This window comes from Streptomyces vastus (assembly GCF_039532825.1).
Taxonomy (GTDB): domain Bacteria; phylum Actinomycetota; class Actinomycetes; order Streptomycetales; family Streptomycetaceae; genus Streptomyces; species Streptomyces vastus.
Window position 1 is genome coordinate 16,810 of the sequence record NZ_BAAASJ010000007.1, and the last position, 23,969, is coordinate 40,778.

Here is a 23,969-nt window from a genome sequence, read left to right on the forward strand (position 1 = left end):
CGCCGGGGCACTCCGGGAGGTCTGCGGACTGCCGGCTGTGCCCCGGCCAACCACCAACGTGTTCGACGGGGAAGGAACCCGCAGTGGTGTTCAGCTCAGGCGACGGACCATGGTTCGCCTTCCTCACGCACCCGCGTGACATTGCCGACTTGACCCGTTGGAAAGGCAGTCGGCTGATGCGTGAGTACAGCGCAGACGACGATGACTTCCTGCGCAAGGTCAACACCATGGAACCGGTCGTCATCGGCGACCTGCTGTTCGGGATGGGTGGGCCGCGAGGCGAGCTGGTCGGCGTCATGCGCATGCCCGACGTCCTCCTCAAAGACGGAGGCCGTGAGGCGGTCGCCGAAGGACTGCGTGTCGCAGCAGCCCGCGGAGCCAAGGTGGTCGGCCTGGGGGCATGGACCGCACCGGTCACGGCCGCAGGACGCACGCTTCTCCACGGCGCGCCCGACGGCGTCACCATCACAACTGGCAACGCCTATACGGCCGCTGTGTCACGGCACAACGTGGTCGAGGCCGTTGAAGCTCTCGATCTGCGGCGACAGGCCCGCGTCGCGGTACTGGGCGCCACCGGATCGGTGGGAGTGCCCGCTTCCCACTTGCTGGTCCAAGAAGGCTTCGACGTCACGCTCATCGGCCGCACCGAGGGCAGGCTCAAGGTAACCGTCGGGGATCTTGCGCCGGTCGCACGGCTCACCACCGGCCTCGGTCACCTGCGCGAGGCCGACGTGGTACTTGTCCTCACCAGCGACAAGACGTCCTTGGTGAGGCCCGAGCATGTCTCCGACGGCGCCGTGATCATTGATGTGGCCCAGCCGGTGAACATCCCGCGGTCGAGCCACGACCTGTTCGAGGCCAAAGGCGTCTGCGTGGTGGAAGGCGGCCTCGTCCGCATCCCCGGATACCGCTCGACCTACGACTTGGCGATCACCGACCCGTATTCAACCTTCGCGTGTCTGGGAGAGACCTACCTCCTGTCTCGGGACGGTGCCCGGGAGCACTCCGTCGGGCCGATCGAACCGAGTACTTCGCTACGTATGGAACGCATCGCCGCATGGCACGGCGTCCGGCCCGCACCGCTGGATCTCGCCGATCGTCGCCTGCCCCGCACGCCGCCCGAAGCGGCCGCTGCCGCCTCATAGGAGGAACCGATGACTGCGACGCCGACGGACAAACCGCCGACGGAGAACAGGCCTACGGAGGACGGGCCTGCGAAGAGCAGGCCCACAGACAAGAGGCTGCGAGGCAGGCTCTCGAAGGCGAAGACCGCGGTCGTGCAGACCGCGTGTCGACTCGCGGGTTGCGAAGAAGAGAGCGCCGCGCCCAAAGCCGAGGTGCAACTCCTCCAAATCGGCATGGCCGTGCCTGCCGAGGGCCACGTGGGACGGTCTCCCGGGACCGGAGGAGCGAACGACGGCTCCGGGGAGCCTTCCGTAGTGGTGTCGAACCTGTCGAAGGTCTATCCAGGCGGGGTGAAAGGAGCGGACAACGTCGACCTCCACGCGGCCCCTGGAGAGATCGTCAGCGTACTGGGACCGAACGGCGCAGGAAAATCGACGATCCTGAACATGATCGTCGGCTTGATCCGCCCGACGCATGGGGAGATCACGGTTCACGGGGTGCCCAGCACCGACGTCCGGAAGCTCGCCAGGTTCGTCGGCGTAGCACTGCAGAGCACCGGACTTGATCCGTCGATGACGGCACGTGAGCACTTCGAGGTCCAGGCCGCCCTCTACGGAGTACCGAAGGAGACCGCGACCGAGTGCGCGTCGGCACTGCTGGCAGCCTTGGGGCTCGGCGAGTACGTAGACCGCCAGGTGGTGCACTTCTCCATCGGCCTCCAGCGGCGCCTCGTTCTGGCCCTCGCGCTCGTGCACGATCCACAAGTCATCGTCTTCGACGAACCCACGGCCGGCCTGGACCCGCAGAGCAGGCGTCTCATGTGGGAGCTGCTGGAACGCCTGCGCAGCGAGGGCCGCACCATCGTCTTCAGCACGCAGATCCTGGAAGAAGCCGACGTCCTGGCGCAGCGGGTGTACGTCATCGACAGCGGCCGTGTCGTAGCACAGGGCCCGCCGGCAGAACTACGCAAGGCCTACGGCGAACACACCCTGCGGGTTCGCATAGCAGGTTCCCTGGATCGGGCCCAAGAGCTGATCGCCGCCAAACTCCCCGAGCTGGGCGAGGGCCGCAAGGACAGCGATGCGCTGGTCTTCACCAGCACCGAAAGCCGCCCGGACGCCGACGGGTTGATGAAAGTTCTCGAAGAAGCAGACGTGGAGCTGCTCGAGCTCTCAGTGGGGCGCCCGTCGCTTGAAGACGCCTTCGTTCGGCTGACCGGATCTGCCGTTCGTACCGAGCCCCTGATCAACGCCAATGCGAGCGGAGGCCCGCTGTGTCGATGCCAGTGAGTCTCTTCCCGACGATGTACTTCCGGTCTCTCCGCGAGACCCGGCGCATCATCCTGGTCGTGATGGCGGTACCACTTGTCGTTCCGATCTTCATGCTCGTGGTGTTCTCACGGGTATTCGGAGACATCCTGCAAGGCACCGGGCTTTCCGGGAGCACGAGCTACGTGCAGTACGTCGCGCCCGGGGCCATCCTGATGGCCGTCATGCTTCCGGCCACAGCCTCGGTCAGTGTGGCGATCGAGCGGCAGAACGGCTTCTACGACCGCATGCGCATCTCCCCTATGGGGCCGCGGTGCAGCAATCTGGCGCGCAGAATTGGCGACGCCACCAAGCTCCTCGGCTTCGCACTCGTCCTGCTCCTCGTCTCCTGGGTCGCAGGAGCAGACATCCACAATTGGCCCATGGCCCTCGTCCTCGGCGGAGGGCTCTCCGCGCTATGGGGTTTCGGATACAGCGGACTGTCCTTCGCCGCATGCCTGCGCACGGGCAAGGCCGAAATCGCGGAGGCTCTCCTGCCCGCCTTCTTCCCGCTGGTGTTCGTGAGCTCCGCCTTCGTACCCCTTGAAAACCTCCCAGGGTGGATGGAAGCCGTGGCGACCTACAACCCGCTGACCTACCTCTGCGATGCCATCCGCGGCGCATACACCGGTGACTTGGACGCACGCGCCACAGGTATCGCCGTACTGAGCACCGTTCTGATGATCGCCCTCAGCCAACTGCTGATCGCGCGTGCCGAACATAAGGTGGCGTCCAGCACCTGACAGGTCGAGTCGAGCAAATGGAGCCGGACGTCCGCCAGTTGATGCGGCGGACGCCGGCAAACAGCACAAAAGAAACAGAGGATTCCGCAGACTTCGAGATCTACCAGTGGTTACGATCTCGATGGAGGTGTCTGGGTGCCTGGTGGCCCCCGCGGTCTTCAAAACCGTAGTGATCGAGTATCTCGGTCAGGCGGGTTCGATTCCCGTCCACCTCCGCCAACTTTGCCTACGGGGGGCGGCTTTGGCTACCAGTGATGTGCGACGTCGCGTGCCTCGCACCGATGTGATCCTGGCCGACGGCCGGCTCCAAGAGCCGCTGGTACGCCTCGGCCGGAGCATCGTGAAGAACACGGTCCAAGCCGTCCAGGCGCGCGTGCGCGCCGGCGACACCGAAGCCGATGCGGCAGTGGAGGCAGTACTCGCAGCACTGCCCGCGGAGACCACAGGCCACAGGCGAGTGCTCAACGCGAGCGGAGTATTGCTGCACACCAACCTCGGCCGCGCACCCCTGTCCGAGGCTGCCCTTCGCGCGGTGAGCGTCACCAGCGGAACGACGGACCTCGAATTCGACCTCGAAACCGGCCGTCGTGGCCGCCGAGGGCGGGGAGCCCTGGCCGCACTGGCGCAGGCGATTCCCGCAGCCGAAGGCGTGCACCTGGTGAACAACGGGGCAGCCGCCCTCGTGCTGGCGGCTACCGCCATGGCACGTGATCGCGAGATCATCGTTTCCCGCGGAGAGATGGTGGAGATCGGAGACGGATTTCGACTCCCGGATCTCCTGGAATCCACGGGTGCACGACTGCGCGAGGTCGGCACCACCAACAGGACCGTCCTGCGTGACTACACGGATGCGATCGGACCGAGCACCGGCTTCATTCTCAAAGTGCACCCCTCCAACTTTGTGATCAAGGGATTCACTGCGGCAGCGTCCGTCCGGGAACTTGCAGGAGTGGGAGCGCCGGTCGTGGTCGACATCGGCTCCGGGCTGTTGCGACCGCACCCCACACTGCCCGACGAGCCCGACGCTGAGACAGTGCTCCGCGACGGTGCCGATCTGGTGACCGCCAGCGGTGACAAACTACTCGGTGGCCCTCAGGCCGGTCTCATCGCGGGGCGCCGCGAACTGGTGGAGAAACTACGACGGCACCCGCTCGCCCGGGGCCTCCGCATCGACAAACTCACCCTTGCTGCCATGGAGGCCACGCTGTGTGGCCCTCCAGCCCCGGTCATGCGGTACCTCCAGGCCGACCTCAAGGTGTTGCTGTCGCGTGCCGAAGCGTTGGCCGCGAGCCTCACGTGTCACGGCGTCGACGCTTACGAAGTTCCCAGTGAGGCAACGGTCGGCGGCGGCGCTGCGCCCGGAGTCGTGCTCCCGAGTGCCGCGGTCAGCGTCCCCGCGAGTCTGGCGCTGGCCCTGCGGCTCGGTACGCCGGCCGTCGTGGGCCGAGTGGAGCGAGACCGCTGTCTGTTGGACCTCAGGGCACTGGACGCAGCTGACGACGCGATCGTATGTGAGGCAGTGCTCGGGGCGGTTGGCCGAGAACAGGAGGGGCGCGGGTAATGGCCATGCGGGTCGTGGCGACCGCCGGGCATGTGGACCACGGCAAGTCCACGCTCGTCGGCGCCCTCACCGGAATGCAGACCGACCGACTGACCGAAGAGAAGCGTCGTGGCCTGTCCGTCGACCTCGGCTTCGCCTGGACCCGCCTGCCGTCCGGGGAGACCGTGGCATTCGTCGACGTGCCCGGCCATCGCCGGTTCGTGAGCAGCATGCTCGCCGGTGTTGGCGCCGTGCCCGCGGTGATGTTCGTCGTCGCAGCGGACGAGGGGTGGATGCCGCAGTCGGACGAGCACCTCGCCGCCCTCGACGCGCTGGGTGTCCAGCACGGCCTGTTGGCCATCACCCGCTCCGACCTTGCCGATCCGGAGGAAGCCCGGCAGGAGGCGTTGGAGAAGATCGCGGCGACCTCTTTGGGCACGGTGGAGTCCGTCAGTGTGAGCGCCCCGCAGCGGGAAGGACTGGATCAGCTTCAGCAAGCCCTCGAGCGCATGGTGGCCAAGCTGCCCTCCCCGCCCGCCGACGGCCCGGTCCGACTTTGGGTGGACCGCTCCTTCACCATCAAGGGAGCGGGCACCGTGGCCACCGGAACCCTGCAGGCCGGCAGCTTGTGCCTGGATGAGGAGCTGGAGGTCGCAGGCAAGAATACGAGCGTCACCATCCGTGGCCTGCAGTCCCTGGGGGAGTCCATTCCCAAGGCCACGGCCCTGGCCCGCGTGGCGGTCAATCTGCGCGGGGCGCGCCCAGACGACATCCCCAGGGGCGAAGCACTGATCACCCCAGGCCGGTGGCTCACGAGCAAGGTCGTCGACGTTCGCCTTCGTGGGGAAGTGGCAGAGGAGCTGCCACTGCAGCTCGTGATGCATATCGGCGCGGCAGCAGTGCCGGTACGTGTCCGCCGACTGGACGAGGAAACGGCCCGCCTCACCCTGAACAGGGCGTTGACCCTGCGGATAGGCGACCTTGCACTGCTCCGTAATCCCGGTGCGCACCAGATAGCGGCCGGAGTCACCGTCCTGGACGTACGACCGCCCGCACTGGTCCGGCGGGGCGCCGCCGCGGCACGGGCCCGAACTCTTCGGGAGATGACCGGTACGCCCGATGGCGCGGCAGAAGTACGGCGCCGGGGCATGGTCAGGGCCGACGAACTGGTCGCGATGGGCGCGGACGTTCCCGCTCCGCCTATCGCCGGATGGGTCATCGATCCGGACCGATGGGCGTCCCTGAAATGTGAACTCGAAGAGGTCGTTGCCAATTACGCGCACGACCACCCTCTCGATCGCGGCATTCCGATAGGGGCCGCCACCCGCCGCCTCGAGCTTCCTGACCAGCGGCTCGTGACCGAACTGGTTGCGTCGCCGATGGTGATCCGCGAAGGGCGCATCCTCCCGAAGGAGGTCGGCCCTCAGCTACCCGCTCCGTTGCTCGCCGCCGTCGAACGCCTCCGCAGTGATCTGTCACGAACCCCCTTCCTCGCCCCGGAGGCAGGACGGCTCGAGGAGTTGGAACTGAACCGGCGCGGGCTGCACGCCGCAGTGCGGGCCGGAGCATTGTTGAAAGTGACCGAGGGGATCTATCTGCTGCCCGAGGCGGACGCGGAGGCCGTCCGCGTCCTCTCCGAGCTTCCGCAGCCTTTCACCGTGAGCCAGGCCCGGCGGGCCCTCGCCACGACGCGCCGCATCGCGGTGCCGCTCCTGGAACTCCTGGCCAGCCAGGGCCGTGCCGAGCGGCTAGGCAACGGTGGGCATCGCATCGTGCCCGACTGAGGACGGCTCGAGCGCCCACAGCGACAGCGAGGGCCATGCACTCCCCCGGCCCATGATCCGTCACTGGGAGGTGCCTGTCACAGAGATGTGCCCGCGCGGCCCGTCGACCACGGTGCCGATGCGGGCTGCGGTAAGTCCGTGGCGCCGTAGGGCCGAGAGGGACTCGGTGTCATCGGACGGCAGGGCCATGAGCAGCCCTCCGGAGGTCTGGGCGTCGTGCAGCAGAGTCACGACGGGCCGTGAGAGGCCGGCGGACAGTTCCACATGCTCGGCCAGGTGATCCAGGTTGGCGCGGGTGCCTCCGGGGACGACCCCGGCTTCCACCAGGTCGATCGCTCCAGGGAGCAGCGGCACCGCGTCCGCGTCAATGTGGGCGGCGACGTTGCTTGCGGCGAGCATGCGGTGCAGGTGCCCCATCAGACCGAAGCCCGTGACGTCCGTTGCCGCGGTTACTCCAGCCGTATGGGCCACATCCGCAGCGGTGTCGTTGAGCGTGGTCATCGAGGTGATGGCCGCGGCCACACTCGAGTCGTCGGCCTTCTCCTGCTTCAGGGCCGACGCGATGACGCCTGTGCCGAGTGGCTTGGTCAGCACCAGCTGGTTGCCGACGCCCGCCTTGTCGATGGCGAAGAGCCTGCCGGGATCCGCCATGCCCACGACGGCCAACCCGTACTTGGGGATGGGGTCGTCGATCGTGTGTCCGCCCACGACCACACAGCCGGCGTTCGACGCCATGTCGGCCCCGCCGCGCAGCACGTCTGCCAGCAACTTCAGCGGGAGGTCTTCGCTGGGCCAGGCAGTCAGGTTCAACGCCATCAGCGGCCGTCCGCCCATGGCGTAGACGTCTGAGACCGCGTTGGCGGCAGCGACTCGGCCCCAATCGTATGGATCATCAACGATGGGGGTGAAGAAGTCTGTTGTGAGCACGAGCGCTCGCTCGTCATCGATCCGCATGACGGCGGCGTCGTCGCCCTCCGACGCTCCGATCAGCAAGTCCTCGCCCGCAGCGCCATGGAGATCCGAGCCGAGAATCGAGAACAGCCCCTCCAGCTTGGCCATGGGCAACTTGCAGGCACATCCGCCTCCGCTGGAAAGGGAGGTGAGCCGGACGGTGTTCTCAGATGATGCAACCACTGTGTTCCCCCAACAATCTGGACTATCGAGAGTGAATGGCCAGTTGCAGTGATGTTGCGTGTACGAAGCTGACAGGGCGCAGCGCAACTGCCCGGCAGGGCCGGTCAGTTCTCCGCGAAAAACTTGATGAGCTCAGAGTTGACCACTTCCGGTTCCTCCAGAAAACCGAAGTGCCCGCAGCCTGCGACCTCGGTGTAACGAGATCGAGGAATCGCCTCTGCTACCTCCTTACACAGATCAGGTGGAGTCAAGAGGTCACTGTCGAATCCGATCACGAGGCTTGGTCGGGTCATCGAGCGCAGCGCCGCGGTTCGATCCGGGATGATCGACGCCTCATATTGCTCTGCTGACCCGGGGCTTCTGACGGGAAGGGAGCGGAAGAGGGTGATCCATTCCTCCATGGCCTTCTCATCCGAGAGAGTCCGGCTGGAAAACAGTTGCATGAGCGAGGCGATTGCGTCGTAGTCCGAGCGTGGTGCTCCGTTTTCGGTGCGTAGATGTGCTGCGCTGGCCCGGGCCCATGCGGCGCGGGTGAAGTCCGTGCGGCACCGTGTGCCCAGCAGTGCCGTGGAGATCACCAAGTCGGGGTGCGCCAAGGCCAGTTCCTGCGTCACCATGGCGCCCAGGGAGGCGCCGATCACACGGCAGGGCGCGATCTCCAGTGTCCCGATCAGCTCAGCCACATCCGTCACGAGGTTGCTGATCCGTACGGGATGGTCGGACTGAGTGGTGGCAGGGGATGTCTCGCGGAAATCGACGGTCACAGTCTGGTAGCCGGCGTGTTGCAGTGCGGGGGCCTGATGGAGCGTCCAGATCGAACCCCCGGTCCCCGCGGGCGGAAGAAGCACGACGGGCGGGCCCTCGCCCCGAAGTTCGTAACGTAATCTGGCATCGCGCGAGCTGGTGACGGGCACTGCTCGTCCTTTCACTGCAGGGGAGGGCGTGCGGACCGGGCAGCGTTCACACTCTCGTCGGGAAGCGCCCCCTGCGGAGTCGTTGGCCTGAACTTCACCTCGGCGGACTCGGCCGCAGCCTGTCCCGCTGTTGACCGTCCGGGCAGCATCCGCAAAAGCGACTGCGGAGCCCACCAGTTCCACCTGCCGAGAAGCTTCATCGTTGCTGGCAGCAAGAGCATCCGTACGACGGTTGCGTCGATCAGGATGGCCAGGGCGAGGCCGATCCCCAGGGCCTTGATGGTGAGCAGATCGCCGAGGCCGAAGCCGAGGAAGACGGCGACGATCAGCGCTGCGGCGGAGGTGACGATGCGTCCGGTGCGCTGGAGTCCGACGGCGACCGCCCCGTCGTTGTCCCCCGTCTCGTCGTACGACTCTTTGATCCGTGCGAGCAGGAAGACCTCGTAGTCCATGGACAGCCCGAACGCGAAGATGAACAGGAGCACAGGCAGGGCGCTGTCGATCGACCCGACCGCCGTGAAGTCCAGTACGCCGGAGAGGTGCCCCTGCTGGAAGATCCATACAAGCGCACCAAGGCTGGCTCCCAGGGACAGAATGTTCATGATGATCGCCTTCACGGGCAGCACCAACGACCTGGTCATCACGAACAACAGGACGAACGTGGCCAGGGCGATGAAGCCCAGAGCAAAGGGCAATCGGCCGACCATGGAGTCCTGGAAGTCAACCAGCCTGGCAGCACTGCCTGTTACCTGCAGGTCGGTAGAGGTGTCGAGGCCTCGGATATCTTCCACCAGACCCTTGGCCGATTCGCTGTGGGCCCGCCCCTCCGGGACCACATCGAGTATGGATGTGCCGGAAGGAGTGTCCGGTCGCACCGTGACGGACGTGACTCCGTTCAGGTCCCCGATGCGTGCGGCGAGATCCGTTGTCTCGGTCTTTGCGGAAGCATCGGCCACGACAACGATGGGATCGCTGCCGCCGCCGGGGAAGCGGTCGCGTACTGTCTCGGCCACCTGCCGTGAGGCAGACGTCTCGGCCAGCGTCTCGGCGCTGGAGCCGCCCAACTGGACGTCGCGGAACGGGATGGCCAGCAGAGCCAGGGCGACCACCAGGAGCGGTGCCACCCCCCAGGCGAAGCGCTGAACCGTCCGCGCCATGCGGTAGAAGAAGCCGCGGTCACCCGAACGCGCCGGCGCGGCACTGATCTTACGACCCCACATGCCCAGGAGCGCCGGCAACAGCGTCAGCGCCGCCGCCACTGTCAGCGCGACCACTCCTATCGCTCCCCACGCCATCGAACGCAGCAAGGGCTCTGCGAAGACCAACATGCCTGCGACCGCTACTGCCACGGTCAACCCGGAGAAAGCGACGGTGCGCCCTGCCGTAGCAACGCATCGCTCGATGGCGCTGTCCAGTTCGAGCCCGCGAGCCCGTTCCTCCCGGAACCGGCTGACGATCAGGAGAGAGTAGTCGACGGCCAGACCGAGGCCCACCATGGTCACGACATTGACGGAGTATTCGGAGAGGTCGGTCAACGTGCTGAGGCCGAGCAGGAGTAGGAGAGTTCCTGCCACCGACATCACCGCAACCACCAGCGGCAGTACGGGTGCGACGAAGCCCCGGAAGATCACAAGCAGCAACAGGAGAACGAGCGGCAAGGCGATCAACTCGCCTCGCTGAAGGTCGCGTTGCGATGCTTCCTGGAACTCGACCGTCGAGGGAACCTCGCCTCCGACGAGGACGCGCGGGGCATCGAGCTTCGCGGCCAGGGCTTCTACGTCCTCGACGAGCTGGCCACGTTCGGTGGCGCTCAGATCCGAGTCCTCCAGCTCGACGGTGACCAACTGGGCCCGCTCGTCACGAGCGACAAGGCCCTTGTCGGCGCCGCTCTGGTTTGCGTCGAACACCGCTCGCACGTGGGGTAGTTGACGAAGTTCGGCGGAGAGGTCACGGACACTGGACAGCACGGCCGGATTGTCCGCGCCCTGTCCGTCGACCAGGATCGCGATGTCCGGACCGGTGCCCCCCAACTCCTCGACGCGGTCTGAGGCGCGTGCCGACTCCACGTCATCGCGCATGCCTGTGCCGGGATCCAGCTCCGAGAAGACCCTGCCGCCCAGGAAGAGTCCGGCTGCCAGGAGCGCGAGCCAGATGACCACGACGATCCGCCGCCGCCGGTATGCCAGGCGGCCAAGGGAACCCAGCACGTACGGCCCTCCCCAATGCAGGTGCGTACACCGTAAGTTAAGTAAAGCCAAGCCTGAGGTCTATGCTGTACGCTTGTCAAATGGCCAGATCGGGGGAGTTGGGAAGTCGGAATCCATGGCGCCAGTTCAGAAAGCGGCATATATGTCGCTCCGTCGAGACGGCATCCTGGATGCCGCCCTCGGTCTAGTGGACAAGCATGGGCTCGAAAGCTTGAGCATGCGCAAACTTGCGACGGTGCTCGGCGTTGAGGCCATGTCGCTGTACAACCACGTGCCGAACAAGGCGGCTCTCCTCGACGGGCTGCTTGAGCGTTGCATGGACGAGGTCGAGACCGGAGAGGGCGACGGTCTCTCCTGGTCTGAACGCCTGAGGTGTTCGGCCTGGTCAGTGAGGCGTGTGGCGCTGCGTCATCCCAGCTTCCTGCCGCTCCTGAACAGCCAGGAGTTCCACAGTGAGAAGGTGTTGCGTCCGGTTGAGAGTGCTCTGGCGGCTCTGAGGGAAGCCGGCTTCGATGAGGATCAGGCCATACACGCCTACCAGACGTTGATCGGATTTGTGCTGGGCTTCTCGCTCCAGGAGGGTTCTGGGGTCATCGGCCTGACGTGCTGCAACCAGAGCATGCGCGAGCTCGGGTGCGAGCTGAGCGAAGTGGGCCTGGTCCCGGAGCGCTTTCCGTTCCTCATCAGCAGCCTCAGTAGTCCGGCTATAGCCACCTCCGACGCATCATTTGATTTCGGCCTGGAACTCATCCTGTCGGGGCTGCAGGGGATGCTGCGAAAGTCGGGAGAGTAGCGACACCGAGATAGCTTCGGCAAACGAGGGTGCGCCGCCGCGGTCAGCGGGCGGAGCACCCTTTCCCTTCGGCGCATGCCCGACGCCGCCTGCGAACGATCACGATGGGCAACACCATGAACCCGACCGCTGCGGCGGCGATCACGAACGGATTACCTGCGGCGCTGCCAAGAACTCCTAGTGCCCCGACTGAAAGCAGTGCGGGGCCCACGCAACAGATGAGTGCACCACCCGCACCCAGAATGACTGCTAGCAATCCGCGTGACTTGGACTGCGACGGTCCTGTTGAAGTGTCCATATGTCCCGTCGGGTTTCGGTATGGCTGACATCTATCTGTTGCCACAAGGGACTTACAGAGTAAGCATGGTCTACTCGCCGGGCAAGCACTCTTCAGTAACCCATCTCCGGTCACGCGGCAGCATGCATCCAGATCCAGTGACGCAGCCCGATCCGTGCGCAGAGAAGAATCACGGCGCCAGTGCCAGCTCTGTGCACGTGGCGGCGCAGATCCAATAGCAGCCCCACGCAGAGTCGGTCACCACCGCCGACGACCAGGTCCGGCTCAGTCACCCGATGGGCCGCAACTGCCGGATCAGGATCTCGAGGCTCTCCTGGAACAACTCGAGCTGCGCTGCTGACATGTCGAACAGCCCGACGGCCAACTCGTCACGTCCCCCTCGAAGTTCGGTCGAGACTGAGCGACCCCTGCGGGTCGGGGGGACAAGGGGTGTGCGTCGGGTCGGGTGCGGCCGCACGAGCCGTCGCCGCCGAACTCGCCCGCCGTCCGGCGTTACGTGTGGCCGTCGACGACCGGCCGTCGCAACCGTGGGTATCTGCTGGACCAGCACGTCGCACTGCCGTTGCTCCCCGTCGTGGCGTTCGGGAAGTCAGACGGCCTCGGTGCGCATCCCCATCCTGTTCGGCCGGCGCGGGAGTGCCTTTTACCGGCAGGCCGGGCGACATTGGGCCGGTCTTGACCTTCAAGTCGAGTCGAAGGTTTACGGTCGGGCCATGGGTACCTACCGCATCTCGCAGCTGGCCGAACGCTCCGGCGTTGATGCCACCACGCTGCGGTTCTATGAGACCGCAGGGCTGCTGCCGGCCGAGCGCACGGCCTCCGGTTATCGCGTCTACGACGAGCGGGCGGTGGAGCGGCTGGCGTTCATCTCGTCCGCCAAGCTGCTGGGGCTGTCGCTGGAGGAGATCTGGGAACTGCTTGACGCGGGGGAGCAGGGTGTGTGCGCATCGGGGCGTACGCGGCTGCTGTCACTGGTGGCGGATCGGATCGCCGACGCCGAGCGGCGGATCGCCGAGCTTTCAGCGTTCACCGCCCACCTGGCGGGCGTGCACGAGGAGCTGTCCGGTCCCGCGCCCGAAGGGGCGTGCGGGCCGGACTGCGGCTGCATCACCGCTGCGGGCCCAGGGCCGGTGCCCGTCGAGCTGACCCGTCCCGAACCCTCCCCGAGCGAGGATGAGGCATGGCGCCGGGCCCCGGTGGCCTGCACGCTGGGCGGCGCCGAGCTCGGAGAGCGGATTGAGCAGTGGCAGCGGCTGGCGGGCAAGGTCACCGGTCGTGAGGAGATCCCGGACGGGCTGCAGCTAACCTTCCCGAGTACGCCGGAGCTGGCTTCCGAGGTGGCCGCGCTGGCGGCGGCCGAGCAGGGCTGCTGTGCGTTCTTCGACTTCACGCTGCACCTGGCCCCGACAGGGCTGGTGCTGACCGTGCGCGCGCCCGAGACCGCCGGAACCCTGGTGGCCGATCTCTTCGCGGCGATGGCGTGATGCCTTCGCCGCGTTCCTTCCGTCCGTGCTCCGGCATCGGCACCGGTGCTGCGGCGCTCGCCGCCTGTGCGGTGTGCGGCGCAGGGCCCGTGCTCTCGCTGCTTGGGATATCGCTGTCGTCTCGGCTGTCGCGGCGGTACGAGTTTCCCTCCTGGCGGTGCTCGCGGTCGTCGCAGGGGTCGGCTTCCGTAGATGTGGCGCCGCCGCTGTTCGGTGGCCTGCCAGGTCGGTGAGGGCGTGATCGGCCTGGGCCCGCTGGCGGCCGCGGCGAAGGCCCGTGTCTCTGAACGGCAGCGGTGGTGACGGCCGATCAGGACTGAGGGGTGCCTGTCGCCGCGCCGGACGCGCGAGACGTGAGCCCTCCCGTGCCGTCGGCACGGTGGCTGTCGGAGAGGATGGAGGGCAAGGGGCCCGCTCGTACGGCGGCGGGCTGAGCGCAGGAAGAGGATCCGCAGGGTGTCGCAGGAATCGCAGGGCTTGGTCGGGCGGATGGAACACCACCAGGTCGCGGTCTACCTCGGAGCGATGGCTGGGGGTGCTGCCCTAGGGTGGGCACTCCCAGCCGCAGGACCGGGACTTGAACAGGTCATCAACCCCGTCCTTGGCGCACTGCTCTACGTAACCTTCCTCCAGGTCCCTGCCACCGAGCTGGTCCGCTCACTGCGAGACGGCCGGTTCCTGTCCGCCACCATGGCCGTCAACTTCGCCGTCGTGCCGCTCGTGGTCGGCGCGATGTTCGCGTTCCTTCCCGACGACCAGGCCGTACGGCTCGGCGTGCTGCTGGTGCTGCTGTGCCCGTGCGTGGACTACGTGATCGTTTTCAGCGGGCTGGCCGGAGGGAGCAGCCGACGCCTGCTGGCCGCTACTCCGCTGCTGCTGATCGCGCAGATGCTGTTGCTACCGCTGTTCCTCTTCCTGTTCATGGGCTCGGATCTGGCCGACATCGTCGAGGTCGGCCCGTTCCTCGAAGCCTTTCTCTTCCTGATCGTCATCCCGCTGGCATTGGCCTGGGCCACCCAGGCGTGGGCGGCCCACAAGCCTGAGGGAAAGACGGTGTCCAGTGCGGCAACCATGGCGATGGTCCCGCTGATGGCCGCCACTCTCCTGGTGGTTGTCGCCTCCCAGATCCCCAAACTGGACGACAGCCTCACCGACGTCGTCGCCGTAGTGCCCTTCTATGCACTGTTTCTGGTGGTCATGGCCTTCGCCGGAGGGGCAGTCGCACGGGTCTTCCGCCTCGACACTCCCGCCTCCCGGGCGGTCGTCTTCACCGGCGCGACCCGCAACTCCCTGGTCGTCCTGCCCCTGGCCCTCGCCTTGCCGGAGGGCCTGGCCATCGCTGCGGTGGTCGTGGTGACACAGACATTGGTGGAGGTCCTCGGCATGGTCGCCTACGTCCACCTGATACCCCTCCTCGTCCCCGGTGAGAAGACCTCCGTGTCCGTCTGAGCAGACGCATGGCGAGAGGGTTGTCCTCACGTGGGGATCCCTTTCACCATGAGATGACTCGGACTCAGCCGAGGTAGTCGGCAAGGTCCCTCCAGCGCGACCTTCGGCTTGAGGTCGACGTTGGTCTGGCTGCCGGTGCCGGGCACGGGTGCACCGGAACGCGTCTCCGTCGACTCCACCCAACTCGGGACAGTCCGGAGCCTCCATTCGCCCGGGAACGGTTCACGTCTCGCCCTTTGAACCATCTGTCACGGCGACACACTAGGACCTCCTGGTCCATGGGGCTTGTGTTCAGGAGGGACCAACGGCGGCTATGATCCGGCTGCCTGGCTGTGCCTGCGCCTCTGCGATGCTGGACCGCATGGCATCGGATCCGGACCTTGACCAGCTCCTGGCGGCCCTGCCGCTGCAGTCCCCGGCGGAGTAGGCGCGCAGGGCGGCCGAGGCCGCGCCGTGGCCGGCGCCCAGACGGCCAATGGACCGAAGCTCGCCGCTACGCGGGATTCGGCTTGGTGGCCAAGGCCCGCCTGTACCCGGTCGAGTCGGAATCCGCCGAGACCGCCCTGCCCACCGAACTCACCGCGTTGCCTCAAAACAAGATCGCCGAGTGGCCGTCGATGCACCAGCTCGGGGCGTACCGCGCCGTGATACCGGTGGCTGGTCGGCCGGCTCCCTCGACCAAGAAGAGCCTTCAAGCAGGAAGGCGCTGCGTGTCGAGAAATAGCCTTTGCTGAGACCTGCCGTATTGCGTGACTTGTGTCGGTCATGGACTCTGGAAGGCTTGCCACGGTGGTAGGCGTTTGGGGGATGTGATGGCCCGCCCGGCGGTACGCGATGGCAGCGATCCCAAGGCCATCCGTGACACTCGTGTGTTGGTCGACTGTCTGCAGGATCTGGTGCGAGGCGCCTACCGGCCCGTCAGGAACTGTGCCAAGTATTCAGAGGTGGTGTGGTTCGCGGACGTTCCCGAGGGGCTCGTCCGCCGTTCCAAGGACGCGGACTCCCGGGTCATGGTGGTCAAGCACCGTCCGCCTTTTGAAGCACCACGGTTGCCTGCGATCCTGGACGGCCGCGTGTCGGTGGAGGCCGCTGCCACTGCTGCTGCGGAGCCTCCCGAGCTGATGGACGGTACGTCGATCGAGGGCGAGCAAGCCGAAGTTCCCGCTGACGAGGGCGAGATCCCCAAGGCGTTGGACATCGGTACGTCGGAGGTGCGTAAGGCCTACGGTGCCTGGGTCGGCCGATGGAGGCGGTGGGCGCAGGAGGAGCTGGCGGCCGAGCCGCAGCGTCGTCTGCATCAGCAGCTGTACCGGATGGCTAAGAAGATCCAGCAGGACGGTGACACGTTCGAAGTCGTGCTTGCGGTAGGGCTCTTGCAACTGGGGGCCGAGCGCGTTTCGGCTCGGGTGCGCAGGCACATCGTCACTGCCCCCGTCACCCTCACGGTTGATCCGAATTCGGTCGACATAGCGGTGTCCCTGGTGCCGGGGGAGTCCGGCCGACTGGAAGACATGGAGTTCCTCAGCGAGTCCGATGGCTACACCTCGGAGCTGCTGGGGGTCGTGCGCTCCGATGTCGAGGACGTTGCCTTCCATCCGTTGTCGGATCGGGCGATGGAAGCCTTGCGCTCGTGGTCACAGCGAGCCTTCGGAGTTGAACGAACGCTTCCGTTCGACGCGGGCAGGGAGCATCCCGACCTCACCGCAGAGCCGCAGGCGCGCTCGCTGCATCACGCGCCGGCGCTCATCCTCCGCGAGCACGGCCAGCGCTCGGTACTCGGCTTCTTCGAAGGCATCGCCCGAGCCTTGAAACGCCCAGGAACACAAGCTCCTCTGGGGCTGGCGCAGCTGCTGTATGACCTCGAACCGGAAGAGTGTATGGCCTGGCGGAGCAGGAGCGGCTCCGTCCCTCCGGCACTGGACCCAGAACCGCTGTTCCCGATGGTCACGAACGCGGCCCAGCTGGATGTCCTGGACAGGCTGCAGCACGACACCAGTGTGGTGGTCCAAGGGCCGCCGGGGACCGGAAAGACTCACACGATCAGTAACCTGATAGTAGTTCTCCTCGCAGAGGGGAAGCGAGTTCTGGTCACCAGCGAAAAGGGCCAGGCCTTGAAGGTGCTCCGGGACCAGCTACCCGCCAAACTGCGCAGCATGTGCGTCATCCAGCGCAACCATTGGCAGGGCGGCAGTACCGATCTGCGCCAGTCGCTCGGCGCTCTGGCCCACCTGAGCGCGACCACGAATCCCGACAGGCTGCAGCAGCGTATTGAGGATCAGCAGACCCAGCGTCACCAGCTCATGGCGGAACAGGCCAAGCTGCGGGAGCGTCTGCGGGCGGTGCGAGAAGTCGAGTGGTACGAGCACCCCGAGATCGCGCCGGGATACCGCGGCCGGCTCGACGAGATCGTGCAGGCAGTCGAGCGCGGCACAGCCGACTACCAGTGGCTGCCGCCCCTGCCCGCCCAGCCGGAGCAGCTGCCGCCTTTGACCACGGATGAGGCTCAGCGACTGTGGCTGCTGGTCACCATGCACGGCCCGGGAATCCTCGACGCGCACATCCACTGCCCCGATCCCGCCACCCTGCCGAACCCCACGGATGTCGCCAGCCGCATCAGCGCACTGGAAGCAGCGCCGAGCAAGCTCTTGGCCCGGAGCCCCTCACGCCACTGGCCCAGACGCTGGCGGACCGCGGCGACGCGGAACTCACGGTCCTGGAAACGCTCGGCGGACCACTACGAGTCGTTCCGGCTGGTCAACTACAGCTGCTGACCGGCAGCCGCCCCCCGTGCGGCTGCCGGCCGGCACTGCTGGTCACCGCTGCCGGTCACCCGGGTGTCCGGCTCTCGGCGACTGCGAACAGCGCGACCGACAGAACCAGTAGCGCGACGCTCGCGTACATCTCGTAGTTGTCGAGGAAGCCAACCCGTTGTACGAGGCCGATGTCCCAGTCGGTGAACTCGTGCACCAGGCCGGCCACGCCCTGCAGGAAAGCGATCACGCCCAGAAACTCCAGAACCTGCTTCATGCCAGGATCCTCGCCCCGCGGACCCCCCACGCTCATCGGCCGCGGGGCGAGGTATGTCCGACGGAAGTCTGGAGTCCGGGCGGAGGGTGCGCGTCGAAAGTCTTCGGTGGTGCGACTTTGGTCGGCGATCGTGCACAGGGGGCGATGCAGGTGGCCGTTGATGCGTAGATTTGTCGACCGTGAGCGGTAACGAGCGTGCGTCGGGGGCGGGACCGGGAACGGCAGGGACAGGAACGGCAGGGACAGGAACGGCGGGGCTGGCACCGGAGCCGGGGGCCGCCCCGGTGCCGCTGCCCGGGCGGCGCTGGCTGCCCTCGGCGATCGCCGTCGAGATCGACCCCGACCGGGTGGCGCGTGTCGGGCGGACGGGACGGCCCCGGCGTACCGTGCGGGACTGGGTCGTAGACTTCGCCGCCTTCCTGCTGGCCGTGATCGTCGGTCTGCTCGGTGCGGACGCCTTGCCCAAACACCCCGACCTTCCGTACGCGCTGGAGGTCACCGACCAGTGGGTCGGCGCGTTCGCCTGCGCCGCGGTCTGGCTGCGCCGCCGTTGGCCGGTCGGCCTCGCCGTGGCCTTGATCCCCGTCAGCGTCGTCTCGATCACGTCGGGCGGGGCGGACCTGGTCGCGCTGTTCACGCTCGCTGTGCATCGACCCTTCAAGTATGTCGCCTGGGTCGGCGCCGCCACGACCGCGGTGGTCCCACTCCTGTGCTGGCTGCGGCCCGACCCCGATCTCGGCTACGTCGCAGCGGTGCTTGTCTCGGTGCTGCTCACCGTTGCGGTCATCGGCTGGGGCATGTTCGTCCGCTCCCGCCGACAGCTTCTGCTGAGCCTGCGGGATCGCGCCCGGCGCGCCGAGACGGAGGCCGCGCTCCGTGCCGAACAGGCGCAGCGGCTGGCCCGGGAGGGGATCGCTCGCGAGATGCACGACGTACTGGCCCATCGGCTGACGTTGCTGAGCGTGCACGCGGGGGCGTTGGAGTTCCGGCCCGACGCGCCTCGGGAGGAGGTCGCTCGGGCTGCGGGGGTCATCCGGGAGAGTTCGCACGAAGCGTTGCAGGACTTGCGGGAGATCATCGGGGTGTTGCGGGCCGGGCCCGCGGGCGCGGAGTCGGGGGAGCCCGGGCGGCCTCAGCCGACGCTCGGGGCGTTGGAGTCGCTGGTCTCCGAGTCGCGTGAGGCCGGGATGAAGGTGAGCCTCGACAACCGCGTTGACGATGCCGCCGCTGTGCCCGCCTCCGTGGGGCGTACCGCGTACCGGATCGCCCAGGAGGGTCTGACCAATGCGCGCAAGCACGCGCCCGGGGCGGAGGTGACGGTGTCCGTTTCGGGGGTGGCGGGTTCGGGACTCACCGTGTCCGTACGCAATCCGGCTCCGCCGGGGGAGGTGCCGCTGGTGCCCGGGTCCGGGCAGGGGCTGATCGGGTTGACGGAGCGGGCGATGCTGGCGGGGGGCCGGCTTTCGCATGGGCCGGTGGGGGACGGGGGTTTCGAGGTGTCGGCCTGGTTGCCCTGGGCCTCGGGCGGCTAGGTGAACGTATTCTGCCCGCTGATCGCACCCCCGACCCAACACCCCCATAGGCGCCCCCACTTCGTGATTACGTGAGGCCCATGACTCCGATCCGTCTGCTCCTCGTCGACGACGACCCGCTGGTTCGCGCCGGACTGGCCTTCATGATGGGCGGTGCCGATGATCTGGAAATCGTGGGGGAGGCCGCCGACGGGAGCGAGGTGCTGGAACTCGTCGAGCGGACCCGCCCCGACGTGGTGCTCATGGACATCCGGATGCCGACCGTGGACGGACTCGCCGCCACGGAAAGGCTCAGGGGGCGTAAGGATGCGCCGCAGGTCGTCGTGCTGACGACCTTTCACGCCGACGAGCAGGTACTGAGGGCACTGCGAGCGGGTGCCGCCGGATTCGTACTCAAGGACACACCACCGGCGGACATCCTCGAGGCCGTACGCCGTGTCGCGGCCGGCGATCCCGTGCTTTCCCCCACGGTCACCCGCCAGTTGATGGAGCACGCCGCCGGTGGTGGCCCGGACACCCGGCGCACGACGGCCCGTACCCGCATCGCCGCACTCAACGACCGCGAACGCGAGGTGGCCGTCGCCGTCGGACAAGGGCACTCGAACGCCGAGATCGCCCGCGAGCTGTTCATGAGCGTCGCCACCGTCAAGACCCACGTGTCCCGCATCCTCGCCAAGCTCGACCTCAACAATCGAGTACAAATCGCGCTGTTGACGTACGACGCGGGCCTCCTGGAGGGCGACGGTCACTAGCCGCGCGGGCACGCGCGTGGTCAGTCCCGGCCGCCCGGGATCTCCGCCAGGGACACCAACCGGCGCTCGTGCCGCGAGAGTTCGCAGGCCTCGGCAATGCGCAGTGCGTGCAGCGCCTCGCGGCCGTCGCAGGGGTTGGCCCGCTCCCCGCGGACGACCTCGACGAAGGCGTGCAGCTCCGCCTCGTACGCGGGCGCGAAGCGTTCCAGGAAACCGGTCCACGGCTTGGTCGCGGGCGGCGGCCCGGTCGGCTCGGTGGAGCCGATCGGCGTGCGGTCGTCCAGGCCGACGCCGATCTGGTCCAGCTCACCGGCCAGTTCCATGCGTACGTCGTATCCGGCACCGTTCATCCGGGTCGCAGTCGCCGTGGCGAGCGTGCCGTCGTCCAGGGTCAGGACGGCCGCGGCGGTATCAATGTCGCGCGCCTCGCGGAACATCGCGGGCCCGGCGTCCGAGCCCATCGCGTACACCTGGGTGATCTCATGGCCCGTGACCCAGCGCAGGATGTCGAAGTCGTGCACCAGACAGTCCCGGTACAGGCCACCCGACAGCGGGAGATACGCGGCCGGGGGCGGCGTCTGGTCGGACGTCATCACCCGCACGGTGTGCAGCCTCCCGAGACTGCCCGAGCGCACCGCCTCGCGCGCGGCCGTGTAGCCCGCGTCGAAGCGGCGCTGGAAGCCCATCTGCAGGATCGTTCCGGCCGCCTCGACCTCGGCGAGTGCGTCGAGCGTGCCCGGCAGATCGACGGCGATGGGCTTCTCGCAGAACACCGGGAGCCCCGCGCGTGCTGCCCGACCGATCAGTTCGGCGTGTGCCGACGTGGCCGTGGTGATGACGACGGCGTCCACGCCCCAGGTGAAGATCTCGTCGACGCCGGGAGCGGCCGTCGCGCCCAGGCGGTCCGCGAGCGCACGGGCCCGGGCGGTGTCCGCATCGGTGACGATGAGAGAGCCACCGACCTCACGATGGCGACTGAGAGCCGTCGCGTGGAATGTGCCGATACGACCCGTTCCGATAAGTCCGATGCGCATGGAAACAAAACTGCGGCTGGAACCAGTCCTCTGTCAAGCTTTGTCCTGACAATCGAACTTCACAACTTCCCGTCATCATTCACCAGAGCTACGCTCGCCCCGTGCCCAAACCAGAAGTGGATCCGACCGTGACGCTCCAGCTCAGCGTCGACCGGAGCAGTCCGGTGCCGCTGTACTTCCAGCTGTCCCAACAGCTCGAGGCGGCGATCGAGCACGGCGCGCTCACGCCCGGCAGCCTCCTCGGCAACGAGATCGAGCTCGCCGCGCGGCTCGGCCTGTCCCGGCCGACGGTCCGCCAGGCCATCCAGTCCCTCGTCGACAAGGGTCTCCTCGTACGCCGCCGCGGCGTCGGCACCCAGGTCGTACACAGCCAGGTCAAGCGCCCCCTGGAGCTCAGCAGCCTGTACGACGACCTGGAGGCGGCCGGTCAGCGTCCGGCGACCCGGGTCCTCGTCAACACCGTCGTCCCGGCATCGGCCGAGATCGCCGCCGCCCTCGCGGTCGCCGAGGGCAGCGACGTACACCGGGTGGAACGGCTGCGCCTGGCCCACGGCGAGCCGATGGCGTACCTCTGCAACTTCCTGCCGCCCGGCCTCCTCGACCTGGACAGCTCCCAGCTGGAGGCCACCGGCCTGTACCGCCTGATGCGAGCCGCGGGCATCACCCTGCACAGCGCCCGCCAGACCGTCGGAGCCCGCGCCGCCACCATCGTGGAGGCCGACCGTCTCGGCGAACCGGAAGGCGCCCCCCTCCTCACCATGCAACGCACGACATTCGACGACACGGGGAGGGCCGTGGAGTACGGCACCCACACGTACCGGGCGTCGCGCTACTCGTTCGAGTTCCAGCTACTGGTACGCCCGTGAGCTTCCCGCTTCCTCCGAGCGGCCCGCTTCCTCCGAGCGGCCTGCTTCCTCCGAGCGGCCTGCTTCCTCCGAGCGCACCAGGAGGCGCCCCATAGGGGCGCGGGGAACTGCGCGACAAGCCACGACGCACCCGTGACCTGCAAAACGGCCTGCGGTTTCCAGGCACCTCAAGCGAAGCGAAGGGGTTCCCTGTGCAAGCCGGCGCCGGTGTGGGGCAGAATCGGCGCGATGAGCACCTACCGCGACCTCGCCCTCGCACACCGCGGCTCCGCACGGGGCACCGTCCTGCGGACCGTCGGTACGCGTGAGCGCCGATCGCATCTGACGGCTCCGCGCGTCCCCACCGTCGGCATCGACATCGGCGGTACGAAGGTGATGGCGGGTGTCGTCGACGCGGACGGCAACATCCTCGAGAGGGTCCGCACCGAGACCCCCGACAAGTCCAAGAGCCCCAAGGTCGTCGAGGACACCATCGTCGAGCTGGTCCTGGACCTCTCCGACCGGCACGACGTGCATGCCGTCGGCATAGGAGCGGCCGGCTGGGTCGACGCCGACCGCAACCGCGTCCTGTTCGCCCCCCACTTGTCGTGGCGCAACGAGCCTCTGAGGGACCGCATCTCCGGCCGCCTCGCAGTCCCCGTCCTCGTCGACAACGACGCCAACTCCGCCGCCTGGGCGGAGTGGCGCTTCGGCGCGGGCCGCGGCGAGGACCATCTGGTCATGATCACGCTGGGTACGGGTATCGGCGGCGCGATCCTGGAGGACGGGCAGGTCAAGCGCGGAAAGTTCGGTGTGGCGGGCGAGTTCGGCCATATGCAGGTCGTGCCCGGCGGCCACCGCTGCCCCTGCGGCAACCGCGGCTGCTGGGAGCAGTACAGCTCCGGCAACGCGCTGGTGCGCGAGGCCCGTGAACTCGCCGCCGCCGACTCTCCGGTGGCGTACGGCATCATCGAGCACGTCAAGGGCAACATCTCCGAGATCACGGGCCCGATGATCACCGAACTGGCCCGTGAGGGCGACGCGATGTGCGTCGAGCTGCTCCAGGACATCGGCCAGTGGCTCGGCGTCGGCATCGCGAACCTGGCCGCCGCGCTCGACCCCTCCTGCTTCGTGATCGGCGGCGGTGTCTCGGCGGCCGACGACCTGCTGATCGGCCCCGCGCGGGATGCCTTCCGGCGTCATCTGACCGGTCGCGGCTACCGCCCCGAGGCCCGCATCGCCCGCGCCCAACTCGGCCCCGAGGCCGGCATGGTCGGCGCCGCCGATCTCGCCCGGCTCGTCGCCCGCCGCTTCCGGCGCGCCAATCGGCGCCGGGTGGAGCGCTATGAGCGATACGAGCGTTATGTGCAGTCGCGCCGTACGGCGCAGGGGTCGCTGTGACGGCCACCTCGCTGCCCCAGCAGACGCCGTCGTCCCACGAGCCGTGCCCACCCGAGGGCCGGGGCCACATGATCCGCCGCCGTGCGCTGACGCTGCTGACCATCGTGCTGCTGATCGGTATCCCGGCCGGCTATCTGGTGATCTCCGCCAACCAGAGTCGCGACAGCGGCAGGACCAAGGAGGAGAAGTACGCCGCGAGGGGCCTCACCCCTGACTGGCCCTCGCGTGTCCAGCGCCGTCTCTACCATGTGCTGATCCCGCCGGGCTCGAAAAAGGTCGCGTACTACGAGACGAACAACTGGAGGACCAGTCGGCTGTACGTCCAGTTCCGCACCAGTGACGACGGCCTCGACACGTTCCTCAAGAACATCGGCACCAGCCGCGCCGCCCTGGAGAAGGACGACTTCCCCATCAGCGCCCGCCACCGGAACATCGTCGACTGGGACTTCACGGGACCCGGCCCCTGGTCGGGCCTCACCCGCGCGCGGAAGAACCCGACCCCCACGCTGGACATGGTCGTGAACTGGTCGAAGCCAGGCCGTCCCATGGTGTTCGTGGTCTCCAGAACGACGCCCTGACCTTCCTCGACCTTCCTGGCCT

19 protein-coding genes and 1 tRNA gene are annotated in these 23,969 nt (G+C 67.5%); 15 read left to right on the forward strand and 5 right to left on the reverse strand.

What is annotated here, in order from left to right; all coding sequences use genetic code 11:
* Positions 1–176: 176 nt before the first annotated feature.
* The 6 genes from ABD357_RS03490 to selB all read left to right on the forward strand — a co-directional run bounded on the left by ABD357_RS03490 (position 177) and on the right by selB (position 6,499).
* The gene (locus ABD357_RS03490; RefSeq protein ID WP_344387407.1) at positions 177–1,145 is read left to right on the forward strand and encodes a hypothetical protein; all 969 of its coding nucleotides are present in this window, start codon (positions 177–179) and stop codon (positions 1,143–1,145) included.
* Positions 1,146–1,154: 9 nt separating this feature from the next.
* On the forward strand, positions 1,155–2,414 hold the full coding sequence (locus ABD357_RS03495; protein ID WP_344387408.1) for an ABC transporter ATP-binding protein: 1,260 nt from the start codon (positions 1,155–1,157) through the stop codon (positions 2,412–2,414).
* A 14-nt stretch (positions 2,415–2,428) separates the two neighbouring features.
* Complete coding sequence (locus ABD357_RS03500) at positions 2,429–3,175, forward strand: ABC transporter permease (protein ID WP_344387453.1); 747 nt, start codon at positions 2,429–2,431, stop codon at positions 3,173–3,175.
* A gap of 123 nt (positions 3,176–3,298) precedes the next feature.
* Positions 3,299–3,394: transfer RNA gene (locus ABD357_RS03505), tRNA-Sec, on the forward strand.
* 49 nt (positions 3,395–3,443) lie between these two features.
* On the forward strand, positions 3,444–4,736 hold the full coding sequence (gene selA / locus ABD357_RS03510) for an L-seryl-tRNA(Sec) selenium transferase (protein ID WP_425584729.1): 1,293 nt from the start codon (positions 3,444–3,446) through the stop codon (positions 4,734–4,736).
* Entirely contained in the window at positions 4,736–6,499 is a 1,764-nt protein-coding gene (selB, locus tag ABD357_RS03515) for a selenocysteine-specific translation elongation factor (RefSeq protein WP_344387412.1), read from the forward strand. The genes selA and selB overlap by 1 nt, the downstream gene beginning before the upstream one ends.
* 60 nt (positions 6,500–6,559) lie before the next feature.
* Here the strand turns inward: selB and selD are convergent, their stop codons facing one another.
* The 3 genes from selD to ABD357_RS03530 form a co-directional block, all read right to left on the reverse strand.
* Positions 6,560–7,633, reverse strand: a complete 1,074-nt coding sequence (gene selD / locus ABD357_RS03520) for a selenide, water dikinase SelD (protein ID WP_344387413.1) — start codon at positions 7,631–7,633, stop codon at positions 6,560–6,562.
* Between the two features lie 104 nt (positions 7,634–7,737).
* Complete coding sequence (locus ABD357_RS03525) at positions 7,738–8,547, reverse strand: alpha/beta fold hydrolase (RefSeq protein ID WP_344387414.1); 810 nt, start codon at positions 8,545–8,547, stop codon at positions 7,738–7,740.
* Positions 8,548–8,558: 11 nt separating this feature from the next.
* Positions 8,559–10,754 (reverse strand): MMPL family transporter, encoded by a 2,196-nt coding sequence (locus ABD357_RS03530; protein ID WP_344387416.1) that lies wholly within the window; start codon positions 10,752–10,754, stop codon positions 8,559–8,561.
* Between the two features lie 73 nt (positions 10,755–10,827).
* Here ABD357_RS03530 and ABD357_RS03535 point away from each other — a divergent pair, with 73 nt between their 5' ends.
* From ABD357_RS03535 to ABD357_RS03550, 4 genes are all read left to right on the forward strand, one after another.
* Positions 10,828–11,547, forward strand: coding sequence for a TetR/AcrR family transcriptional regulator (locus ABD357_RS03535; protein WP_344387418.1), 720 nt, complete (start codon positions 10,828–10,830; stop codon positions 11,545–11,547).
* Between the two features lie 1,011 nt (positions 11,548–12,558).
* Entirely contained in the window at positions 12,559–13,329 is a 771-nt protein-coding gene (locus tag ABD357_RS03540; RefSeq protein ID WP_344387419.1) for a MerR family transcriptional regulator, read from the forward strand.
* A 456-nt stretch (positions 13,330–13,785) separates the two neighbouring features.
* Positions 13,786–14,778, forward strand: a complete 993-nt coding sequence (locus ABD357_RS03545; protein ID WP_344387420.1) for an arsenic resistance protein — start codon at positions 13,786–13,788, stop codon at positions 14,776–14,778.
* An 809-nt stretch (positions 14,779–15,587) separates the two neighbouring features.
* Positions 15,588–17,549, forward strand: coding sequence for an AAA domain-containing protein (locus ABD357_RS03550; protein ID WP_344387454.1), 1,962 nt, complete (start codon positions 15,588–15,590; stop codon positions 17,547–17,549).
* Between the two features lie 55 nt (positions 17,550–17,604).
* Here ABD357_RS03550 and ABD357_RS03555 read toward each other — a convergent pair whose 3' ends face one another.
* Positions 17,605–17,805: a hypothetical protein gene (locus ABD357_RS03555; protein WP_344387421.1), complete on the reverse strand. Its 201-nt coding sequence runs from the start codon at positions 17,803–17,805 to the stop codon at positions 17,605–17,607.
* A 257-nt stretch (positions 17,806–18,062) separates the two neighbouring features.
* On the opposite strand from ABD357_RS03555, the gene ABD357_RS03560 reads away from it, so the two are divergent.
* Positions 18,063–19,337: a sensor histidine kinase gene (locus tag ABD357_RS03560; protein WP_344387455.1), complete on the forward strand. Its 1,275-nt coding sequence runs from the start codon at positions 18,063–18,065 to the stop codon at positions 19,335–19,337.
* A gap of 80 nt (positions 19,338–19,417) precedes the next feature.
* Positions 19,418–20,089, forward strand: a complete 672-nt coding sequence (locus tag ABD357_RS03565) for a response regulator (protein ID WP_344387423.1) — start codon at positions 19,418–19,420, stop codon at positions 20,087–20,089.
* 20 nt (positions 20,090–20,109) lie between these two features.
* Here ABD357_RS03565 and ABD357_RS03570 read toward each other — a convergent pair whose 3' ends face one another.
* A complete protein-coding gene (locus ABD357_RS03570) occupies positions 20,110–21,123 on the reverse strand; it encodes a Gfo/Idh/MocA family protein (RefSeq protein WP_344387424.1) in 1,014 nt (337 codons plus the stop codon).
* A gap of 128 nt (positions 21,124–21,251) precedes the next feature.
* Here ABD357_RS03570 and ABD357_RS03575 point away from each other — a divergent pair, with 128 nt between their 5' ends.
* From ABD357_RS03575 to ABD357_RS03585, 3 genes are all read left to right on the forward strand, one after another.
* Complete coding sequence (locus tag ABD357_RS03575) at positions 21,252–21,989, forward strand: GntR family transcriptional regulator (protein WP_344387457.1); 738 nt, start codon at positions 21,252–21,254, stop codon at positions 21,987–21,989.
* Between the two features lie 228 nt (positions 21,990–22,217).
* A complete protein-coding gene (locus tag ABD357_RS03580; protein ID WP_344387425.1) occupies positions 22,218–23,369 on the forward strand; it encodes an ROK family glucokinase in 1,152 nt (383 codons plus the stop codon).
* Positions 23,366–23,947: a sugar kinase gene (locus ABD357_RS03585; RefSeq protein ID WP_344387426.1), complete on the forward strand. Its 582-nt coding sequence runs from the start codon at positions 23,366–23,368 to the stop codon at positions 23,945–23,947. Before ABD357_RS03580 ends, ABD357_RS03585 begins: the two co-directional genes overlap by 4 nt.
* Positions 23,948–23,969: the final 22 nt, after the last annotated feature.